Origin of the sequence: Microbacterium sp. (assembly GCF_041641055.1) — a bacterium.
Taxonomy (GTDB): domain Bacteria; phylum Actinomycetota; class Actinomycetes; order Actinomycetales; family Microbacteriaceae; genus Microbacterium.
Genome location: NZ_JBEPZB010000014.1, coordinates 66,529 through 84,293, shown reverse-complemented (window position 1 = coordinate 84,293; position 17,765 = coordinate 66,529). Strand labels below are relative to the sequence as shown.

Below are 17,765 nucleotides of genomic sequence, written 5' to 3'. Positions count from 1 at the left end.
AGGAGCACCGATCCGCACCGGTGCGTGCCGGCGTCGACCACGAGGACCGGAGTACCGCGTCGGAGCGCCACGCTCGACCCATGCAGACCATGGACGGCAACAAAAAACCCCCGGAAGACCGGGGGTTTCTCTGTGCGCGATACTGGGATCGAACCAGTGACCTCTTCCGTGTCAGGGAAGCGCGCTACCGCTGCGCCAATCGCGCCCGTGTGGGCTATTCAGTTCTGAGAGGTGGCGACGGGATTCGAACCCGTGTAAACGGCTTTGCAGGCCGGTGCCTAGCCGCTCGGCCACGCCACCGTGTGGATTGACCCCACGTGCGGAAGGCCCTCCGAAGAAGGCCCCTGCACTTGAGCGGATGACGAGACTCGAACTCGCGACCCCAACCTTGGCAAGGTTGTGCGCTACCAACTGCGCTACATCCGCGTTGTCCCCGGCTGTTGTCCCGGGCACTTATGAAACATTAGCCGATGATCGGCGACTGTCCAAACCGAAAGCGATTCTCGCGCGTGTCCGCCGGGATGGTCATCTCGGCCTCCGACCGTCGGGTAGTATCGGTTGACGTACCCCACGGGTATGGGCGATTGGCGCAGTTGGTAGCGCGCTTCCTTCACACGGAAGAGGTCATCGGTTCGAGTCCGGTATCGCCCACCACACAACCCCCGCCGCCGCGGGGGTTTCTGCGTCTCCGGGGCGAGACACCGGGGCACGGATCCCCACCCCACGCGGGCTTCGCACCGTTCGCCGCCAGCGGGGTCACTTTCGCACCGGAAACAGCCTCTAGCGGTGCGTTTTTGACCCCGCATCGGACCGGGCGGTGCAGCGGTACGCCTCGAGTGCAGCGTCACGCCCCGGGCGATCACCACGGGACGTGGTGCAACTGGGTACCCCGCGGACTCACACGTCGACGCGGCGAGTTCCGATGTCGGGGGCCCGCGGTAGCGTGCTCCGGGTGATGAGCATCCCGCTTCCCAGCCCGTGCAGCCTGTGCGGGCGACTGCGCGGTGAGCGGGTGGCGGCCGCGCTCGTCTGCAGCTGGTGCGGGTGGCGCTACGGCGACTCCCCCGACCCCGATCTTCCGCGGCCTGTGATCGAGGTGGTGTACTACATCCGCTACGACCGACGGATCAAGATCGGCACGAGTCGACGCCCACGCCAACGCCTCACCAGCATCCGGCATGAGGAGCTGCTGGCCTTCGAGCGCGGCGGACGTGAGGTCGAGCAGGCCCGGCATCGCGAGTTCGCCGCCATTCGCGAGGGCGGTGAGTGGTTCACCCTCACCGCGGAGCTCGCGCAGCACGTCGCCGGTCTGCGGGCCGTCGGCGATCCATGGCAGCTGTACGCCCGGTGGATCAGCTCCGCCCTCCAGCGCTGAGACCGCTGCAGCACTGAGACCGAGCAGCACCGACACCGAGCAGCACCGAGACCGAGCAGCACTGAGACCGAGCAGCACCGAGACCGAACGACGTGCAGCACTGAAGCCCCGCACGGGCCGACGTTCCGTGCGGGGCTTCAGGGTCAGCAGTCCGGCTGGTTCAGGCGCGGGCGGTGGCCTTGACCTGTGCAGGCTGCGGCTGCGAGAACAGGACCACGACGATCACGGCCACGCCGACGACCACGTGCGGCACCCAGACGTTCGGCGCCTCCGTCGAGAAGCCGAAGATCCACGGCGACAGAGCGAGGAAGAGGCTGGCGACGATGTCGAACACGAGGTGCACGGGCATCGGGATGAATCCGAAGGGTCCCCACTCGTACTTGGTGAACAGGCTGTAGACGATGAGGCCCACACCCAGGACGATCGGGATGATGACGGCAGGTCCGCCGACGCCGACGAAGCCGAAGAGCCACGGGGCGACGATCAGGGCCGCTCCGACGACGTAATCGAGGATGCCGTGGACCTTGGTGGGGATGAAGCGCATGATTCCTCCTTGATGGTGCCGCGTGCTGCGACTCACAGTTGGTTCGCAGCGCCACGCGAATCGGATTGCCCGCCGGGTCCACTTAGCCTGAGGGGATGACGCGCACCTCACCTGCACCGCCATCGATCGCGGCCGCGCGGATCGTGGTGGGCGCCGGAGTGATCGGCGTCCTCGCCTACACGTATGCCATCGGCATCCCCACCCGCGGCGCGAGTCCGTTCGACTACCTCGGCTACTTCACCAACCTGACGAGTCTGCTCACCGCCGTCACCCTCATCGCGTCCGGTGGCCTCGCTCTGCGCGGCCGCGCCGTGTCGCCGGTGCTGACCACGGTTCGCGCCGTCTCGGTGTCCTGCATGATCATCGTCGCCGTCGTCTACAACGTCCTGGTCCCGGGGACAGGCAGTGCGCCGGCATGGGTGAGTCTCGCGCTCCACACGCTCTTCCCCGCACTGCTGGTGATCGATTGGGCGCTCGCGCCCGACCGCACCCGGCTCCCCTGGCGCCACCTCTGGATGGTGCTCCCCTACCCCGCGCTGTGGCTCGTCGTCGTCCTGATACGCGGCGTCGCAGACGGGTGGGTGCCGTACGGCTTCCTGCTCCCCGAGCGCGGCGCCCTCTCGCTCATCGCGCACATCGTCGGCCTGCTCGTCGCGCTGCTCGTCTCAGGAGCGGCGGTCTGGGCGCTCAGCCGACTGCCACGCCGCCCGACGCGACGCTCACGCCGAGCGCCGCAGACTCAGGCGCTCGTCCAGCCGTAGCGACCGGAGAGCGCGGCCGCGACGCGCCCGTAGCGAGAGCGGTCGAGCACGGCGGCCTCCCGGCGCAGCCCGCTCTCGTGCACGCTGTACAGCTGCTCGATGTCGACCCAGGACTCGCGTCCCTGCGAATCCCACTGCCCCGTTCCGATGGTGAGATAGTCGCGATCGCCGTCGTGCGGTCTGCTGGTCATCCGCACCGCGTACACCCGGTCTCGCGATTCGCGCCCGATCACGAGGACAGGACGATCTTTGCCCCTGCCGTCGTTCTCCTCGTACGGCACCCAGGTCCAGACGATCTCCCCGGCGTCCGGAGCGCCGTCCCTGTCGGGTGAGTAGTCGATGCGCAGGTCGTCGATGGCGTCAGGGTCGACCCGCACCGTGCCCGTTCCTGAGCGCTGCATCCGCCCGGGCTCGCCCGCATCGGGACGCGCGTCAGCGGAGGACCGCACACGCGAGACCGGGCGTCCGGGACGATTGCTCGTCCTGGACGCCCGGTCCGATCCCAGTGCGGTGAGAAGGATCTCCGCGAGTCTTGCCAGGATGCCGCTGCTTGTGCTCACACGGTCACCCTAACGGCAGGTCACGCATCCGCGAGTGCGTAGCCCTCCTCGCCGTGGACGACCTGGTCGACACCGGCGATCTCGTCTTCGCTGGTGACGCGGAAGCCGATGGTCTTCTCGATCGCGAAGCCGATGATGAAGGCGATGACGAACGAGTAGATCAGCACACCGAGTGCTGCGATCGCCTGCACGGCGAGCTGGCGCAGGTCGCCGCCGACGAAGACGCCGGTGCCCGTCGCGAAGAGGCCGAGGTAGAGCGTTCCGATGAGTCCACCGACGAGGTGGATGCCGACGACGTCGAGCGAGTCATCGAAGCCGAGACGGAATTTCATCTCGACCGCGAGTGCGCAGACGATGCCGGCGACGGCGCCCAGCAGCAGCGACCAGCCGGGCGTCAGGTTGGCGCAGGCCGGGGTGATCGCGACCAGACCCGCGACAGCACCCGAGGCGGCTCCGACCGACGTGGCCTTGCCGTCCTTGATGCGCTCGATGAGGATCCAGCCGAGGATCGCCGCAGCGGTGGCGCCGAGCGTGTTGAGACCGATGAGTCCGACGCCGCCCATGTCTTCCGCGAGCCACTCGGCTCCGGCATTGAAGCCGAACCAGCCGAACCACAGCAGCGCTGCGCCGAGAAGGGTCAGCGGCACGTTGTGCGGCTTGAGGATGCCCTTCTGGAAGCCGATGCGCTTGCCGAGGACGATCGCGAGGGCGAGTGCCGCCGCTCCGGCGTTGATGTGCACCGCGGTGCCACCGGCGTAGTCGATGACGCCGATTCCGCTGTCCTCACCGAAGAGGGTGGTGCCGAGGTTCATGATCCAGCCACCGCCCCAGACCCATGCGGCGACCGGGAAGTATCCGACCGTGGCGAAGACACCGGCGAAGATCAGCCAGCTGCCGAACTTCGCGCGGTCGGCGATGGCGCCGGAGATGAGCGCGACGGTGATGATCGCGAAGGTCGCGCCGTACGCGACTCCGAGCAGAGCCACGTTCGAGTCCTCACCGGCGGCGAGGTTCGAGAGGCCGAAGTCGGCGAACGGGTTGCCGGCGAAGGCCGTCGGGCTGTCCACTGCGCTCATCGAGAATCCGAAGAGGATCCACAGAACGGCGACGAGACCGATCGAGCCGAAGCTCATCATCATCATGCTGACGACGCTCTTGGCCTTGACGAGACCGCCGTAGAAGAAGGCGACGCCGGGCGTCATGAGCAGTACGAGGGCGGTCGCGGTGATCGCCCAGGAGATGTTGCCTGGAGCATCCATAGTCAAACCTCACAATTCGGGAAACTGAGAGCTTCAGTGTGACGAGGCCCGATTTCCGGAATGCGTGAAGTTTGTTGCGGTGGCGTTACAGCAGCGCCCCGCATGTGAACATCGCGTTACGCGACACTGCGCTCCGCGTGTGTAAGTGCATTGAGTCTGGAGACAGCGCGCAGGTACTTCTTGCGGTATCCGCCGCCGAGCATCTCCTGCGCGAACACCTGGTCGAGGCTCACACCCGTGGCGACGATCGGGATCTGCGCGTCGTAGACACGGTCGACGAACGCGACGAAGCGCAGCGCCTCCGACTGATCGGTCAGCACCTGGACGTCACGCAGGCCGACGAGGTCGAGTCCTTCGATCACCCGCAGGTAGCGGGAGGGATGCACGCGGGCGAGGTGTCTGATCACCTCGACGAACGAATCGTCCGACGCGATCCCCGCCGCGCTGCCCTGCTGCACGGCCTGGGCGTACTCGTCCGCATCGCTGACGACGGCGTGCCCGTCGAGTGCGCGCTGACGGAAGTCGACTCCGTCGATCCGGATGGTCTGGAAGCTGTCGGACATCGCGTGGATCTCGCGGAGGAAGTCCTGGGCTGCGAAGCGTCCTTCGCCCAGCGCGTTCGGCGGGGTGTTCGACGTCGCGGCGAGTCTCGTTCCGGTCGGCACGAGTTCACCGATCAGGCGGGTCATGACCATGGTGTCACCCGGGTCGTCGAGCTCGAACTCGTCGATGCAGAGCAGATCCGCCCCCTTGAGCAGGTCCACGGTGTTCTTGTAGCCGAGGGCTCCGACCAGAGCGGTGTACTCGATGAACGAGCCGAAGTACTTCCGACGGGCCGGCATCGCATGGTAGATCGACGCGAGCAGGTGGGTCTTGCCGACACCGAATCCGCCGTCGAGATACACGCCGGGCTTGAGATCCGGCTCCTTCTTCGCGCGGCTGAAGAACCCGCCGCGCTTGACCGGACCGCCGCCGCGACCGGCGAACCGCATCAGAGTCTCCTTCGCCTCCTCCTGCGACGGGTACGAGGCGTCGGCGCGGTAGCTCTCGAAGGTCGCCCCGTCGAACTGCGGCGGCGGCGTGAGGCTGGCCAGCATCTCGGGGCCGGTGACGGTGGGCTGGCGATCGGTCAGGTGCACGATGCCCGTGCGGCTGGGCGTGTCGGTCATCACGGTCCTGTGTCGGGTGCGCACCTGTGTCGAAGTCTTACGAATCGGGTGCAGGGCGCACGGCGTGGATCTATCGTCGAAGTATCGGCTCCACATTACGCCGTCATTCCCTGCACAATCGCCGCTCACCGTCTGAGGAGATCCCTGTGGCCATCGAGTTCGACACCACTTCGTCCAAGTTCGCCGAGTACGCCGAACCCGGCCGTCTCGTGAGCACCGAGTGGCTCGCCGAGCGTCTCGGAACGCCAGGTCTGGTGGTCGTCGAGTCGGACGAGGACGTGCTGCTCTACGAGACCGGCCACATCCCCGGCGCGGTCAAGGTGGACTGGCACACCGAGCTCAACGACCCGGTCGTGCGCGACTACGTCGACGGGGAGGGATTCGCGAAGCTGTTGAGCGGCAAGGGGATCTCGCGCGATGACACCGTGGTGATCTACGGCGACAAGAACAACTGGTGGGCCGCCTACGCACTGTGGGTCTTCTCGCTGTTCGGCCACGAGGACGTGCGCCTCCTCGACGGAGGGCGCGACCGCTGGATCGCCGAGGGCCGAGAGATCACCCGCGAGGCCCCGACGGTCACGGCCACCGAGTACCCGGTCGTCGAGCGCGACGACTCCGTGATCCGCGCCTACAAGGAGGACGTGCTCGCGCACATCGGCAGTCCTCTGATCGATGTGCGCTCCCCCGAGGAGTACAGCGGTGAGCGCACCACGGCGCCGGCCTACCCGGAGGAGGGCACCCTGCGCGCCGGCCACATCCCGACCGCGCAGAGCGTGCCGTGGGCGAAGGCCGTGGCCGAGGACGGCGGCTTCCGCTCGCGCGCAGAGCTCGACGCGATCTACCGCGACGGTGCCGGCCTGAAGGACGGCGACCCGGTGGTGGCGTACTGCCGGATCGGTGAGCGCTCGAGCCACACGTGGTTCGTGCTCAAGCACCTGCTCGGCTTCGACGACGTGCGCAACTACGACGGATCGTGGACCGAATGGGGCAGCGCCGTGCGCGTCCCGATCGTCACCGGTGCGGAGCCCGGTTCGCTCTGATCGTGGAAGAATGTCGGGGATGAGCACGAGCGACGTTCCTGACACTCTCGCCGAGATCCGCGACGCCTTCCTGGATACCCCGGAGGCCGAGCGACTGCTGCTCCTGCTGGAGTTCTCGGACGAGCTTCCTGAGGTGTCGGAGGAGGTGGCGAGCCACCCCGAGATGTGCGAGCGGGTGGCCGAGTGCCAGTCCCCGGTCTACATCTACGTCGAGGTGAACGACGGCGTTGTGACGATGCACGCGACCGCGCCGCCGGAGGCTCCGACGACGCGAGGGTTCGCGAGCATCCTGGTGCAGGGCATCACGGGGCTCACTCCCGATGAGGTGCTGGCCATTCCCGACGACTACCCGCAGTCCATCGGCCTCACGAAGGCCGTGTCGCCCCTCCGCATCGGCGGGATGACCGGCATGCTCATGCGCGCCAAGAAGCAGGTCAGGCAGAAGCGCTGAGCCCCTGCTCCGTGAGCCAGTCGGTGATCGCCGAGTTCCAGCCCGCCTCGTCGTAGTTCCAGAGCTTGGTGTGGCGTGCGACCGAGAACGCCGGCATCGTCACGAGGTCGGGGCGTGCAGCATGCAGGGCATGCGAGGCGTCCGCAGGAACGAAGCCGTCGTCGTCGCTGTGCAGGATCAGGATCGGAACGCTCAACTCGTCGGCGCGGGCGACCATGTCGAGGCTGTCGAACGGGATCGCCCCGTCCGCCCCGCTGAGCCGCGCCGTGAGAGGAAGCGAGAGCGCACTCATCGCCAGGTCCGGCAGCGGAGCGTGCATCCCCGCCTGCCGCGCCTGGAAGCGCAGCACGGTGCGCCAGTCCACGACGGGGGACTCGAGGATCAGACCCGCGATTCGATCGCGGTTGCCGGAGTTCACGGACGTCTGCAGCGCGACCGCGCCGCCCATCGACCACCCCATCAGGATCACGCGCTCCGCGCCGCGGCGACGGGCGAACGAGATCGCCGCATCCACATCGCGCCACTCCTGGGCACCGAGGGCGTAGGCACCGCTGCGGCTGCGAGGGGCCTCGCCGTCGTTCCGATACGAGACCACGAGGGTCGGCAGTCCGGCCGCGTGCAGCACGGGCACCGCACGCAGGCACTCGGCCCGCGTCACTCCCCTGCCATGGATCTGGATCACCCAGGTGGTCGATTCCGCGGGGAACAGCCACGCGGGACACGGACCGGCCGGCGACCCGATGAGCACGTTCTCCCACGGCAGATGCAGCTCGCTCGGCGTCGAGTAGTACCAGCCGCTGAACGCGGCGCTGCGGTCCACCTGTGAGCCGGGCTCGATCTGGGTGAGCAGCTTGCGGCGCACGGTGGTGGCGTCGGCGCCGAGCACAGCCCCGAGCTTGACGTAGCCGTGGGTGCCGGAGGTGAACAGCCCGTAGCGGCCGGGCAGCTCCGTGTCGGGGGTACGGGTGAGCTCGATCGTCTGGGCGCCGGTGTCGACGGCGAGGATCTCGGTGTCGGCGGGGCGTCTGGCGGGGATGACCACCCGGCGGGCGACGCTGAAAACGAGCAGGGCCATCGCAGTCCCGAGTGCGATCAGTGCAGGGACAAGGAGCGCAACGGCGTGCCTGAGACTCTTCATCGCTTCCTGACTCTAGCCTGTTGCCGTGACCGCACACCCCGATGCCGGGACCCTCTTCGACGCCGCAGTGGCCGAGCTCCGTGATCTCACGTTCCGCTCGGACATCACGATCCGCGAGATCCCCACTCCGCAGGGCCTCGCCCCGCACGCCCTCGCGCTGGCCGCGGACGTCCGCCCGGACGACGAGGGCGAGTCCGCCTACGGCACCGGCCGCTTCGTCCTGCTCCACGACCCGGACAGCCCCGCGGCCTGGGACGGGGACTGGCGCATCGTGATCTTCGCCCAGGCTCCGCTGGAGACCGAGATCGGCACGGACCCGCTGCTCGCGGACGTCACCTGGTCGTGGCTGGTCGATGCCCTCGAGTCCAGGGACGCCGTCTACCATTCCGCATCCGGCACGTCCACCAAGACCCTGTCCAAGGGGTTCGGCGGCCTCGCCGACGAGGGTGACGGAGCGCAGATAGAATTGAGGGCGTCCTGGACTCCGGAGGGCCCGTACCGACCGCACGTCGAAGCATGGGTCGAGCTGGTCGGAATGCTGGCGGGTCTTCCGCCCGGTTCCGAGGGCATCGCCGTGATCGGCGCGCGAAAGGCAGCACGTGACTGAATACTCCGTGATCTCCGACGTCTCGGAGTTCCATGCGGCGTGCGCCGCACTGGCCGCAGGTACCGGGCCCGTGGCCGTCGATGTCGAGCGGGCATCCGGTTTCCGCTATTCGCAGCGCGCCTACCTCGTTCAGGTCTTCCGTCGCGATGCCGGCGTGTTCCTCTTCGATCCTCCCGCGCTGGGCGACTTCAGTCCGCTGCAGGCGGCGATCGGCGACGTGAAGTGGATCTTCCATGCCGCGAGCCAGGACCTCCCGTCACTGCGCGAGCTCGACCTCCTGCCGCCGTCGATCTTCGACACCGAGCTCGCCTCGCGTCTGCTGGGTCACGAGCGCGTCGGTCTCGCGGCTGTCGTCGAGAACGCCCTCGGCATCACGCTCAAGAAGGAGCACTCCGCAGCGGACTGGTCGACCCGTCCGCTGCCCGCGGCCTGGCTCGAGTACGCGGCATTGGATGTGCTGCATCTCATCGATGTGTACGAGGTGCTGGAGGCGGAGCTCGAGGAGCAGGGCAAGACCGAGTTCGCGGCCGAGGAGTTCGCAGCGACCCTGACCAGGTTACCCAAGCCCCCGCGGGAGGATCCGTGGCGTCGGCTCAGCGGACTCCACCAGGTCCGGGGCGCGCGCAACCTCGCGGTCGCACGGTCGCTGTGGCAGGCCCGCGAGGCTTACGCCCAGGACCAGGACGTCTCCCCCGGCCGGCTCGTCCCCGACCGCTCGCTGATCGCCGCCGTGCTGGCGAACCCGCAGAGCAAGCAGGCGCTGGCGGGTATCAAGGAGTTCCAGGGCCGCGCGAGCCGCACCCAGCTCGACCGCTGGTGGCAGGCGATGGTCGACGGACGGACGACCGAGGAGCTGCCGCGCGAGCGGGTCCCCAGCGACGCGCTGCCGCCGCCGCGCGCCTGGTCGGATCGCAACCCGGAGGCGGATGCCCGGCTGAAGGCCGCTCGCCCTCTGGTCGAGGCGACGGCCGAGGAGCTCGGGATGCCGACCGAGAACCTTCTGACCCCCGATCACCTGCGCCGCGTGGCGTGGGATGTGCCCGGCACGACGCCGGAGGCGATCGGTGAAGCGCTCGCGACGCTGGGCGCCCGCCCCTGGCAGATTGCACAGACTGCACAGAAGATCGCGGAGGCCTTTGTAGAGGCGGCGCAAACGCCCGACGAGGCGCCCGCGCCCGCTTCGTAGGTTCGATCCAACCGATTCCTCCCCGTTTCGGGGCCTCCATAGACTGAGGCCACCGCACAAACTTGGAGGCAGAGTGGCCGAGATCTCGGACGTCTTCTTCGTCGATGGAGTGCGCACCCCCTTCGGGCGCGCCGGCGAAAAGGGCATGTACTGGAACACCCGCGCAGATGACCTCGCCGTGAAGGCGACCATCGGCCTGATGGAGCGGAACGCCGCCGTACCGGCGGATCGCATCGACGACGTCGCGATCGCGGCGACGAGCCAGACGGGCGACCAGGGGCTGACGCTCGGTCGTTCGGTGGCGATCCTCGCCGGACTCCCCCAGACCGTCCCCGGCCTCGCCGTCGAGCGCATGTGCGCCGGCGCGATGACCAGCGTGACGACGATGGGAGCCTCCATCGGCGTCGGCATGTACGATTTCGCCCTCGCGGGCGGCGTCGAGCACATGGGCCACCACCCGATCGGCGGCAACGCCGACCCGAACCCCCGGTTCGTCGCGGAGCGCATGGTCGACCCCGGCGCGCTCAACATGGGCGTCACGGCCGAGCGCATCTTCGACCGGTTCCCGCACCTCACGAAGGAGCGCTCCGACCGGTTCGGCATGCTCAGCCAGCACAAGGTCCAGGCGGCCTACGACGCGGGCAAGATCCAGCCGGATCTCGTCTCCGTCGCGACCAAGGGCGCTGACGGGGCCTGGGGTCTGGCCACCGAGGACGAGGGCCGGCGCCCCCAGACCACGATGGAGGACCTCGCAGCTCTCAAGACGCCGTTCCGTCCGCACGGTCGCGTGACCGCCGGCACCTCGTCGCCCCTCACCGACGGCGCCACGATGTCGCTGCTCGCCGGCGGCGGGGCCGTCAAGGAGTTCGGCCTGGCCCCGAAGATGCGCATGGTGTCGTTCGCGTTCGCCGGCGTGCAGCCGGAGATCATGGGGATCGGCCCGATCCCCTCGACCGAGAAGGCACTGAAGAAGGCCGGACTCACGATCGACGACATCGGCCTGTTCGAGCTGAACGAGGCGTTCGCGATCCAGGTGATCTCGCTGCTCGATCACTTCGGCATCGCGGATGACGACCCCCGGGTCAACCAGTGGGGCGGCGCGATCGCTCTCGGGCACCCGCTCGCGGCATCCGGAGTCCGCCTGATGATCCAGCTCGCGGCCCAGTTCGCCGAGCGTCCCGACGTGCGCTACGGCCTGACGGCCATGTGCGTCGGTCTCGGCCAGGGCGGCTCCGTCATCTGGGAGAACCCGCACTTCGACGGCAAGAAGAGGAAGTAGTCCCGATGGCACACTCGGTCTCCGAACAGTACGCGAACGTCGACTTCTCCCCCATCCAGGCGCTGACCGAGGGCGAGGTGATCACGCACTCCCCGGTCCGTGACATCCGCCTCGCCTCCGGCAAGGTGCTCGCCCTGATCACGCTCGACAACGGACGCGATCACACCCGCCCCAACACGCTGGGACCCGCGACGCTCACCGCGCTCGGCGAGACGCTCGACGCTCTCGCGCGCCGTGCCGCCGCCGGGGAGATCCAGGCGGTCGGCATCACCGGCAAGCAGTACATCCTGGCCGCCGGCGCCGACCTGTCCGACATCAGCAAGGTCGGCTCGCGCGACAACGCCCGCCTCATCGCCCAGCTCGGCCACAAGGTGCTCGGCAAGCTCGGCGAGCTAGGCGTGCCCTCGTTCGCGTTCGTGAACGGACTCGCCCTCGGTGGCGGACTGGAGATCGCCCTGAACTCCAGCTACCGCACGGTGGACTCGTCCGCTGCCGCGATCGCGCTGCCCGAGGTCTTCCTCGGCATCATCCCCGGATGGGGTGGCGCGTACCTGCTGCCGAACCTCATCGGCATCGAGAACGCCCTCGAGGTCGTCATCTCCAATCCGCTCAAGCAGAACAGGATGCTGAAGCCGCAGCAGGCGTTCGATCTCGGGATCGTCGACGCGATCTTCCCGGCCGCGAACTACCTCGAGAACTCGCTCGCCTGGGCCGATGCAGTACTCGGCGGCAAGAAGGTCGAGCGCCGCAACGAGCCAGGCAAGATGGAGCGGCTCACCAAGTGGCCGATCGCCGTCAAGATGGCGCGCGGCATGCTCGAGTCGAAGATCGGCACCGTTCCGAAGTCGCCGTACGCTGCTCTCGAACTGCTCGACAAGGCGAAGAGCGGCACGAAGGCGGAGGGGTTCGCCCGCGAGGACGAAGCCCTTGCGGATCTCGTCACCGGCGACCAGTTCGCCGCCTCGATGTACGCGTTCGACCTGGTGCAGAAGCGCGCGAAACGCCCCGTCGGCGCGCCGGACAAGCAGCTGGCCAAGAAGGTCACGAAGGTCGGCATCATCGGTGCGGGTCTCATGGCCAGCCAGTTCGCCCTGCTGTTCGTGCGCAAGCTCCAGGTGCCGGTCCTCATCACGGATCTGGATCAGGCTCGCGTCGACAAGGGCGTGGCCTACATCCACGAGGAGATCGGCAAGCTCGAGGCGAAGGGCCGCCTCGACGCGGACTCCGCCAACAAGCTGCGGGCGCTCGTGACCGGCACCACCGACAAGAGCCTGTACGCGGACTGCGACTTCGTCATCGAGGCCGTGTTCGAGGAGGTCGGCGTCAAGCAGCAGGTGTTCGGCGAGATCGAGAAGATCATCGCCGAGGACGCGATCCTCGCGACCAACACCTCGTCGCTGTCGGTGGAGGAGATCGGCGCGAAGCTCGCTCACCCCGAGCGTCTCGTCGGATTCCACTTCTTCAACCCGGTCGCCGTGATGCCTCTGATCGAGATCGTCAAGACGCCCGTGACCTCCGAGGCCGCCCTGTCGACGGCGTTCGTGGTGGCGAAGAACCTGGGCAAGAACGCGGTCCTGACCGCTGACGCCCCGGGGTTCGTCGTCAACCGCCTCCTCGCCAAGGTCATGGGAGAAGCAGCTCGTGCGGTCTACGAGGGCACACCGGTCACCGACGTCGAGAAGGCCTTCGCTCCCCTCGGGTTGCCGATGGGGCCGTTCCAGCTCATCGACCTCGTCGGCTGGAAGGTCGCCGCCCACGTGCAGGACACCATGGCGACCGCGTTCCCCGACCGGTTCTACGCCAACGAGAACTTCCACGCTCTCGCTGAGCTCGATGCGGTCGTCGAGAAGGACAAGGGCGGACGGGTGACGGGCTGGACCAAGCAGGCCGAGAAGCTCCTCAAGCCCGCCGTCGGCAAGAATCCCGCATCCGCGGCGACGATCCTGCAGCGCGTGCAGGACGGTCTCGCGAGCGAGATCAAGCTGATGCTTGACGAGGGCGTGGTGCCAGAGGTCGAGGACATCGACCTCTGCCTCATCCTCGGCGCCGGCTGGCCCTTCATCGACGGCGGCGCCTCGCCGTACCTCGATCGCGAAGGTGCCTCGCAGCGCGCATTCGGCGGAGACTTCCACACCCCGCAGATCCGCGGCATCGAGAACCGCTGATCCACAGCACCGAGGGGGGTCGCGCTCGGCGTGGCCCCCTTCTGCGTGCTCAGGGCGCGGGGCGCGGATCGACCTCGCCGGACCGCGGCCAATACGACATGGCCCTCTCCGCGAGCGCCGTGATCGTCAGCGACGGGTTCACGCCGGGATTCGCAGGGACGGCCGCCCCGTCGACCACGTGAAGACCCGGGTGTCCCCAGACCCGGTGGTAGCGATCGACGACTCCCGTGTCGGGCGAGTCGGAGATCACGGCGCCGCCCAGGAAGTGCGCGGTCAGCGGGATGCCGAAGACCTCAGGCCACGACCCCCTGGCCTCGGCGGGCACGCCGCTCTCCTGCTGCATCCGGTCTGCGATCGCTTCCGCGGCACGGTGGGCCTGCGGCAGGTGCGACGGATTGGGTTCTCCGTGGCCCTGCGCGCTCGTCATCACCGTCCGCCCCCATCGCCGACGCAGTGACAGCGTGAGGGAGTTGTCCTCGGTCTGCATGACCAGGGCGATGATCCCGCGCTCGCTCCATCGCCGCAGCGATCCGAGCCGGAGCTGTCGCACCGGCGCCCGCACCGCTCGTGCGACCAGTCTGAGAAGCCGGACCGCGATTCCCGAGTCTCCGCGGACGAGGATCGACGCGAGCGCACCCATCAGGTTCGAGCCGGGTCCGTAGCGCACGTTCTCGACGTGCGTGCGCTCATCGACGTGGAACGAGGTCGTGATCGCGACGCCGCGAGCAAGCTTGAGCGAGGCGGGGACCCTGGTCGCGACCGCACCGTCGAGCGCTTCGGAGTTCGTCCGCGTCAGGCGACCAATCGCCGGGGATACCCGAGGCAGCGCGCCGTCTCGACGCATCCGGTGCAGCAGCTGCTGGGTGCCCCAGGTGCCTGCTGCGAGCACGACCTGGCGGGCGCGAACGGTTCGCCGCCCGTGCCGGATCCACGCGCCGGTGCGCTGCGTGGTGACGGCGAAGCCGCCTTCGGGCAGCTCGCGGACCTCCGTGACGGTGCGCAGCGCCTCGATGACCGCGCCGCGTCTCTCGGCGAGCGGCAGGTAGTTCTTCATGAGGGTGTTCTTGGCGCCGACCCGGCATCCGACCATGCAGTTCCCGCACAGGGTGCAGCCGGTGCGCTCAGGGCCTTCTCCGCCGAAGAACGGGTCGGCGACTCGTTCTCCCGGTCGGCCGAACCACACGCCCACCGGCGCGCGACGGAAGGTCTCGCCGACGCCGAGGTCCTCGGCGGCGCCCGCCATGATGCGCTCGACGGGACCCGTGTGGGGATAGGCCTCCACGACGCCCAGCATCCGCTTCGCCGTCGCATAGTGCGGGGAGAGTTCGCTCTCCCAGTCGGCGAGCCCGCGCCACTGCGGATCCGCGAAGAACGCCACACCGGGCTGGTACAGGGTGTTCGCGTAGTTGAGGGACCCTCCGCCGACTCCCGCACCCGCGAGGATCATCACGTGCGGCAGACGATGGATGCGCTGGACGCCGTAGCAGCCGATGGCAGGCGCCCAGAGATACCGGCGCACGTTCCAGTTCGTCCTGGCGAAGTCGGCATCCTCGAAACGCCGCCCCGCCTCATACACCCGCACCCGGTAGCCCTTCTCCACCAGCCGCAGCGCCGCCACGGAGCCGCCGAAGCCCGAGCCGACGATCACGACGTCCTCGTCGAACTCCTCCCGCCGGCCGGTGGCCTCCGGCCCGCTCATCGACCGACCCGGTCCGCAGGCACGAGCACGGTGAGAGCGGCCGGCCGCACCCCGATCGTGCATTCGTCCTCGCCGATGCGCTCGCCATCGGCATAGACCACGAGTCCCGGCGCGCTGACCGTGACGGAGGTCACCCGACGGTGGGCGACCTCCCGACGCGACAGGTGCGTTCCGCGGAGCAGCAGCGGGAACAGCCCGAGGAGCCGTGCCCTCGTCAGCGGCCGCACATGCACGAGGTCGAGCAGTCCGTCGTCCGGTGCCGCCCCGACGCACAGCGGCATGCCGCCGCCGTAGCTCTCGGTGTTGCCGACGGCGACGAGCGTGCCAGGCGACTGCACCGCAGGTCCGCCGTCGACGGAGACGACGAAGTCCAGGGGGCGCAGTCGGGCCAGCTCGATGAGCAGCGCGAGGTAGTAGCGCAGCACCCCGTGCGGCCACCGCAGTCTGTTCGTGCGATCGCTCACCTTCGCGTCGAATCCGAGCGCCGCGATGGTGAGGAACGACGAGGTGCGCTCCGAGGTGCGGATCTCTCCGACGTCGATCGCCCGCGGTGAACCCGTGAGCGCGAGCTCGACAGCGGCGGCAGGATCACGACGTGGCAGGCCGAGCGCCCTGGCGAGGTCGTTGCCCGTGCCCGCGGGGACGAGCACGACCGGGACCGCGGCCGCGCACACGAGGTCCAGGATGCCGGACAGCGTGCCGTCTCCCCCGACGACGACCAGCACACGAGGCTCCTCGGCGAGGGCCTCGGCGGTGAGCAGCAGACTCGAGGCGGAGGACTCCCCCACGTAGACGCGATGATCGGCACCGCGGGAACGGAGATGGGCGATCGCCGCCTCGGCCTCGCGCCCGCCCCGCCCCTTGCCTGCGAAGGGATTCGTCAGCACGGCGATGTGCTGAGACACCTCAGGACCGCCGTTCCGGAGAGATCAGCGCGCCCGGATTCAGTATCCCGGTCGGGTCGAGCTCCCGTTTGATCGCGGCGAGGATCCGCACGCCGGTCTCGCCGATCTCCTGCGCCAGCCACGGCGCGTGATCCCGCCCGACCCCGTGGTGGTGGCTGATCGTGCCGCCCGCCGCGAGGATCGCGTCGTTGGCTCGCGCCTTGACCTGATCCCAGACCGTCAGGGGGTCGGAGCGGATGCCGGCGAGCACCGTGAAGTACAGCGACGCGCCCGTCGGATAGATATGCGAGACGTGGCACAGCACGTGCGATCTGGCGCGAGCATCCGCGAATCCGGCGTTCAGTGCCGTCGTGACCGCCGTGCGGAGCGTCAGCAGATTCGACCACGTCGTGGCGGTCTCGAGCGTCTCGCAGAACACCCCGGCATCCAGCAGCGAGTCGCGGAGGTACGGGCCGTCGAAGCGTCCGGCGACCCATTCCTCCGCGGCGCTCTCGCCGGAGGGCGTTCCTCCGGCAGCGGACAGCAGCGCTGCGGTGCGCGACCTCCGCTCGGCGATGCCCTCTCCCTCGTACACCGTGACGACGGCCGCGCCTTTCGCCAGCGCCTGGCCGATCCTGCCGACCTGCGCGAGGCTGACAGCCGTCTCGGCCTCGTCGGAGAGTCGCACGACGGTCGGGCCGCCGCCGTGCTGGGCGACCCGTCGCAGTCCGTCGACGCCGCTCGCGAAGTCGGGGAACGTCCACGATTCGACCAGCCGATCGCGCGGCACAGGATGGATCCGCACCCGTACCTCCGTGATGACCCCGAAGATGCCCTCGGAGCCGAGGAACACCCGCACGAGATCGGGACCTGCGGCGGAGCCGGGCGCCCTGCCGAGCGCGAGATCACCGGTGGGGGTCGCGACGCGGACGCCGGTCACCATCGCGTCGAAGCGGCCGTGACCGGCGGAGTTCTGTCCTGACGACCGCGCGGCCGCGAACCCGCCGATGGTGGCGTAGCGGAAGCTCTGCGGATAGTGTCCGAGCTCGTACCCGTGGGCACCGAGCAGGGCCTCGGCATCCGGACCCGTGGTGCCCGCCGCGAGCACCGCCTCTGCGCTGACCTCGTCGAGACGGATGAGCCCGGACAGTCGCCGCAGATCGAGACTGACGACGGCCCGATGCTCGCCACGCTCCGGAGTGAGTGCTCCGACGACGCTCGTTCCCCCGCCGTAGGGGATCACGGCGATCTGCCGGGATCCGGCGAGGCGCAGGACGGCCGCGACCTGGTCATGGCTTCCCGGCGACACGACGGCGTCTGTTACGGCCCGCGTGCGCAGTCGCGCACGCAGCAGATCAGGGGTCGACCGCCCGCCGGAGTGCCGGATCCGGGCCTCTGGAGTGACGTCGACGTGCTCGACGCCGACGACGGCACCCAGCGCGCTCAGGTCCCCCGCATCCAGCGCGGTGGGTTCGATCCGCACCTCGTGCAGTTTCACGGGATCCTCCGGGCGGCGGATGCGACCGAGCAGCATCGGGAGGAGCGCGCGCACGGCGCGCGGAAGCGGCTTCTCTCGTGCCGGGTCGCCCCACCCGTTCCACCGCATCTCGGTCGGTCCGGCAGCACTGCCGTTCTCGTCGCCCATGCG

General features: G+C 68.8%; 16 protein-coding genes and 4 tRNA genes. 9 read left to right on the top strand and 11 right to left on the bottom strand.

Annotation, left to right across the window (positions count from 1 at the left end; translation table 11 throughout):
* Positions 1–133 precede the first annotated feature (133 nt).
* The 3 genes from ACESK8_RS10790 to ACESK8_RS10780 all read right to left on the bottom strand — a co-directional run bounded on the left by ACESK8_RS10790 (position 134) and on the right by ACESK8_RS10780 (position 426).
* Positions 134–205, bottom strand: a tRNA-Val gene (locus ACESK8_RS10790).
* A 24-nt stretch (positions 206–229) separates the two neighbouring features.
* Positions 230–300 (bottom strand) — tRNA-Cys (locus ACESK8_RS10785).
* 53 nt (positions 301–353) lie between these two features.
* Positions 354–426 (bottom strand) — tRNA-Gly (locus tag ACESK8_RS10780).
* Between the two features lie 152 nt (positions 427–578).
* Between ACESK8_RS10780 and ACESK8_RS10775 the strand changes: the two genes are divergently transcribed.
* Positions 579–654: transfer RNA gene (locus tag ACESK8_RS10775), tRNA-Val, on the top strand.
* Between the two features lie 301 nt (positions 655–955).
* A complete protein-coding gene (locus ACESK8_RS10770; RefSeq protein WP_372968590.1) occupies positions 956–1,375 on the top strand; it encodes a GIY-YIG nuclease family protein in 420 nt (139 codons plus the stop codon).
* A 160-nt stretch (positions 1,376–1,535) separates the two neighbouring features.
* Here ACESK8_RS10770 and ACESK8_RS10765 read toward each other — a convergent pair whose 3' ends face one another.
* On the bottom strand, positions 1,536–1,919 hold the full coding sequence (locus ACESK8_RS10765; protein WP_060928081.1) for an SPW repeat protein: 384 nt from the start codon (positions 1,917–1,919) through the stop codon (positions 1,536–1,538).
* Positions 1,920–2,014: 95 nt separating this feature from the next.
* On the opposite strand from ACESK8_RS10765, the gene ACESK8_RS10760 reads away from it, so the two are divergent.
* Complete coding sequence (locus ACESK8_RS10760) at positions 2,015–2,680, top strand: Pr6Pr family membrane protein (RefSeq protein ID WP_372968589.1); 666 nt, start codon at positions 2,015–2,017, stop codon at positions 2,678–2,680.
* Here the strand turns inward: ACESK8_RS10760 and ACESK8_RS10755 are convergent.
* From ACESK8_RS10755 to zapE, 3 genes are all read right to left on the bottom strand, one after another.
* Positions 2,659–3,240, bottom strand: a complete 582-nt coding sequence (locus tag ACESK8_RS10755) for a type II toxin-antitoxin system PemK/MazF family toxin (RefSeq protein ID WP_372968588.1) — start codon at positions 3,238–3,240, stop codon at positions 2,659–2,661. The genes ACESK8_RS10760 and ACESK8_RS10755 overlap by 22 nt on opposite strands.
* A gap of 20 nt (positions 3,241–3,260) precedes the next feature.
* Positions 3,261–4,499 (bottom strand): ammonium transporter, encoded by a 1,239-nt coding sequence (locus tag ACESK8_RS10750; protein WP_372968587.1) that lies wholly within the window; start codon positions 4,497–4,499, stop codon positions 3,261–3,263.
* A 116-nt stretch (positions 4,500–4,615) separates the two neighbouring features.
* Positions 4,616–5,668: a cell division protein ZapE gene (gene zapE, locus ACESK8_RS10745; protein WP_372968586.1), complete on the bottom strand. Its 1,053-nt coding sequence runs from the start codon at positions 5,666–5,668 to the stop codon at positions 4,616–4,618.
* A gap of 146 nt (positions 5,669–5,814) precedes the next feature.
* On the opposite strand from zapE, the gene ACESK8_RS10740 reads away from it, so the two are divergent.
* Both ACESK8_RS10740 and ACESK8_RS10735 read left to right on the top strand, forming a co-directional pair.
* Positions 5,815–6,708 (top strand): sulfurtransferase, encoded by an 894-nt coding sequence (locus ACESK8_RS10740; RefSeq protein WP_372968585.1) that lies wholly within the window; start codon positions 5,815–5,817, stop codon positions 6,706–6,708.
* A gap of 19 nt (positions 6,709–6,727) precedes the next feature.
* On the top strand, positions 6,728–7,159 hold the full coding sequence (locus tag ACESK8_RS10735; RefSeq protein WP_372968584.1) for a SufE family protein: 432 nt from the start codon (positions 6,728–6,730) through the stop codon (positions 7,157–7,159).
* Here the strand turns inward: ACESK8_RS10735 and ACESK8_RS10730 are convergent.
* On the bottom strand, positions 7,143–8,297 hold the full coding sequence (locus tag ACESK8_RS10730; RefSeq protein ID WP_372968583.1) for an alpha/beta hydrolase: 1,155 nt from the start codon (positions 8,295–8,297) through the stop codon (positions 7,143–7,145). The genes ACESK8_RS10735 and ACESK8_RS10730 overlap by 17 nt on opposite strands.
* A gap of 25 nt (positions 8,298–8,322) precedes the next feature.
* Between ACESK8_RS10730 and ACESK8_RS10725 the strand changes: the two genes are divergently transcribed.
* The 4 genes from ACESK8_RS10725 (at position 8,323) to ACESK8_RS10710 (ending at position 13,534) form a co-directional block, all read left to right on the top strand.
* Entirely contained in the window at positions 8,323–8,904 is a 582-nt protein-coding gene (locus ACESK8_RS10725; protein WP_372968582.1) for a DUF3000 domain-containing protein, read from the top strand.
* Entirely contained in the window at positions 8,897–10,090 is a 1,194-nt protein-coding gene (locus tag ACESK8_RS10720) for a ribonuclease D (protein ID WP_372968581.1), read from the top strand. The genes ACESK8_RS10725 and ACESK8_RS10720 overlap by 8 nt, the downstream gene beginning before the upstream one ends.
* 73 nt (positions 10,091–10,163) lie before the next feature.
* The gene (locus ACESK8_RS10715; protein ID WP_060928072.1) at positions 10,164–11,369 is read left to right on the top strand and encodes a thiolase family protein; all 1,206 of its coding nucleotides are present in this window, start codon (positions 10,164–10,166) and stop codon (positions 11,367–11,369) included.
* Between the two features lie 5 nt (positions 11,370–11,374).
* Positions 11,375–13,534: a 3-hydroxyacyl-CoA dehydrogenase NAD-binding domain-containing protein gene (locus ACESK8_RS10710; protein WP_372968580.1), complete on the top strand. Its 2,160-nt coding sequence runs from the start codon at positions 11,375–11,377 to the stop codon at positions 13,532–13,534.
* A 49-nt stretch (positions 13,535–13,583) separates the two neighbouring features.
* On the opposite strand, the gene ACESK8_RS10705 is transcribed toward ACESK8_RS10710, so the two are convergent.
* From ACESK8_RS10705 to ACESK8_RS10695, 3 genes are read right to left on the bottom strand one after another with little or no spacing between them, the layout of a single operon-like run.
* Positions 13,584–15,233: a GMC oxidoreductase gene (locus ACESK8_RS10705; RefSeq protein WP_372968579.1), complete on the bottom strand. Its 1,650-nt coding sequence runs from the start codon at positions 15,231–15,233 to the stop codon at positions 13,584–13,586.
* Positions 15,230–16,138, bottom strand: a complete 909-nt coding sequence (locus ACESK8_RS10700) for a YegS/Rv2252/BmrU family lipid kinase (RefSeq protein ID WP_372968578.1) — start codon at positions 16,136–16,138, stop codon at positions 15,230–15,232. Before ACESK8_RS10700 ends, ACESK8_RS10705 begins: the two co-directional genes overlap by 4 nt.
* A gap of 1 nt (position 16,139) precedes the next feature.
* Positions 16,140–17,762, bottom strand: a complete 1,623-nt coding sequence (locus ACESK8_RS10695) for an FAD-binding oxidoreductase (protein WP_372968577.1) — start codon at positions 17,760–17,762, stop codon at positions 16,140–16,142.
* Between the last annotated feature and the right edge of the window lie 3 nt (positions 17,763–17,765).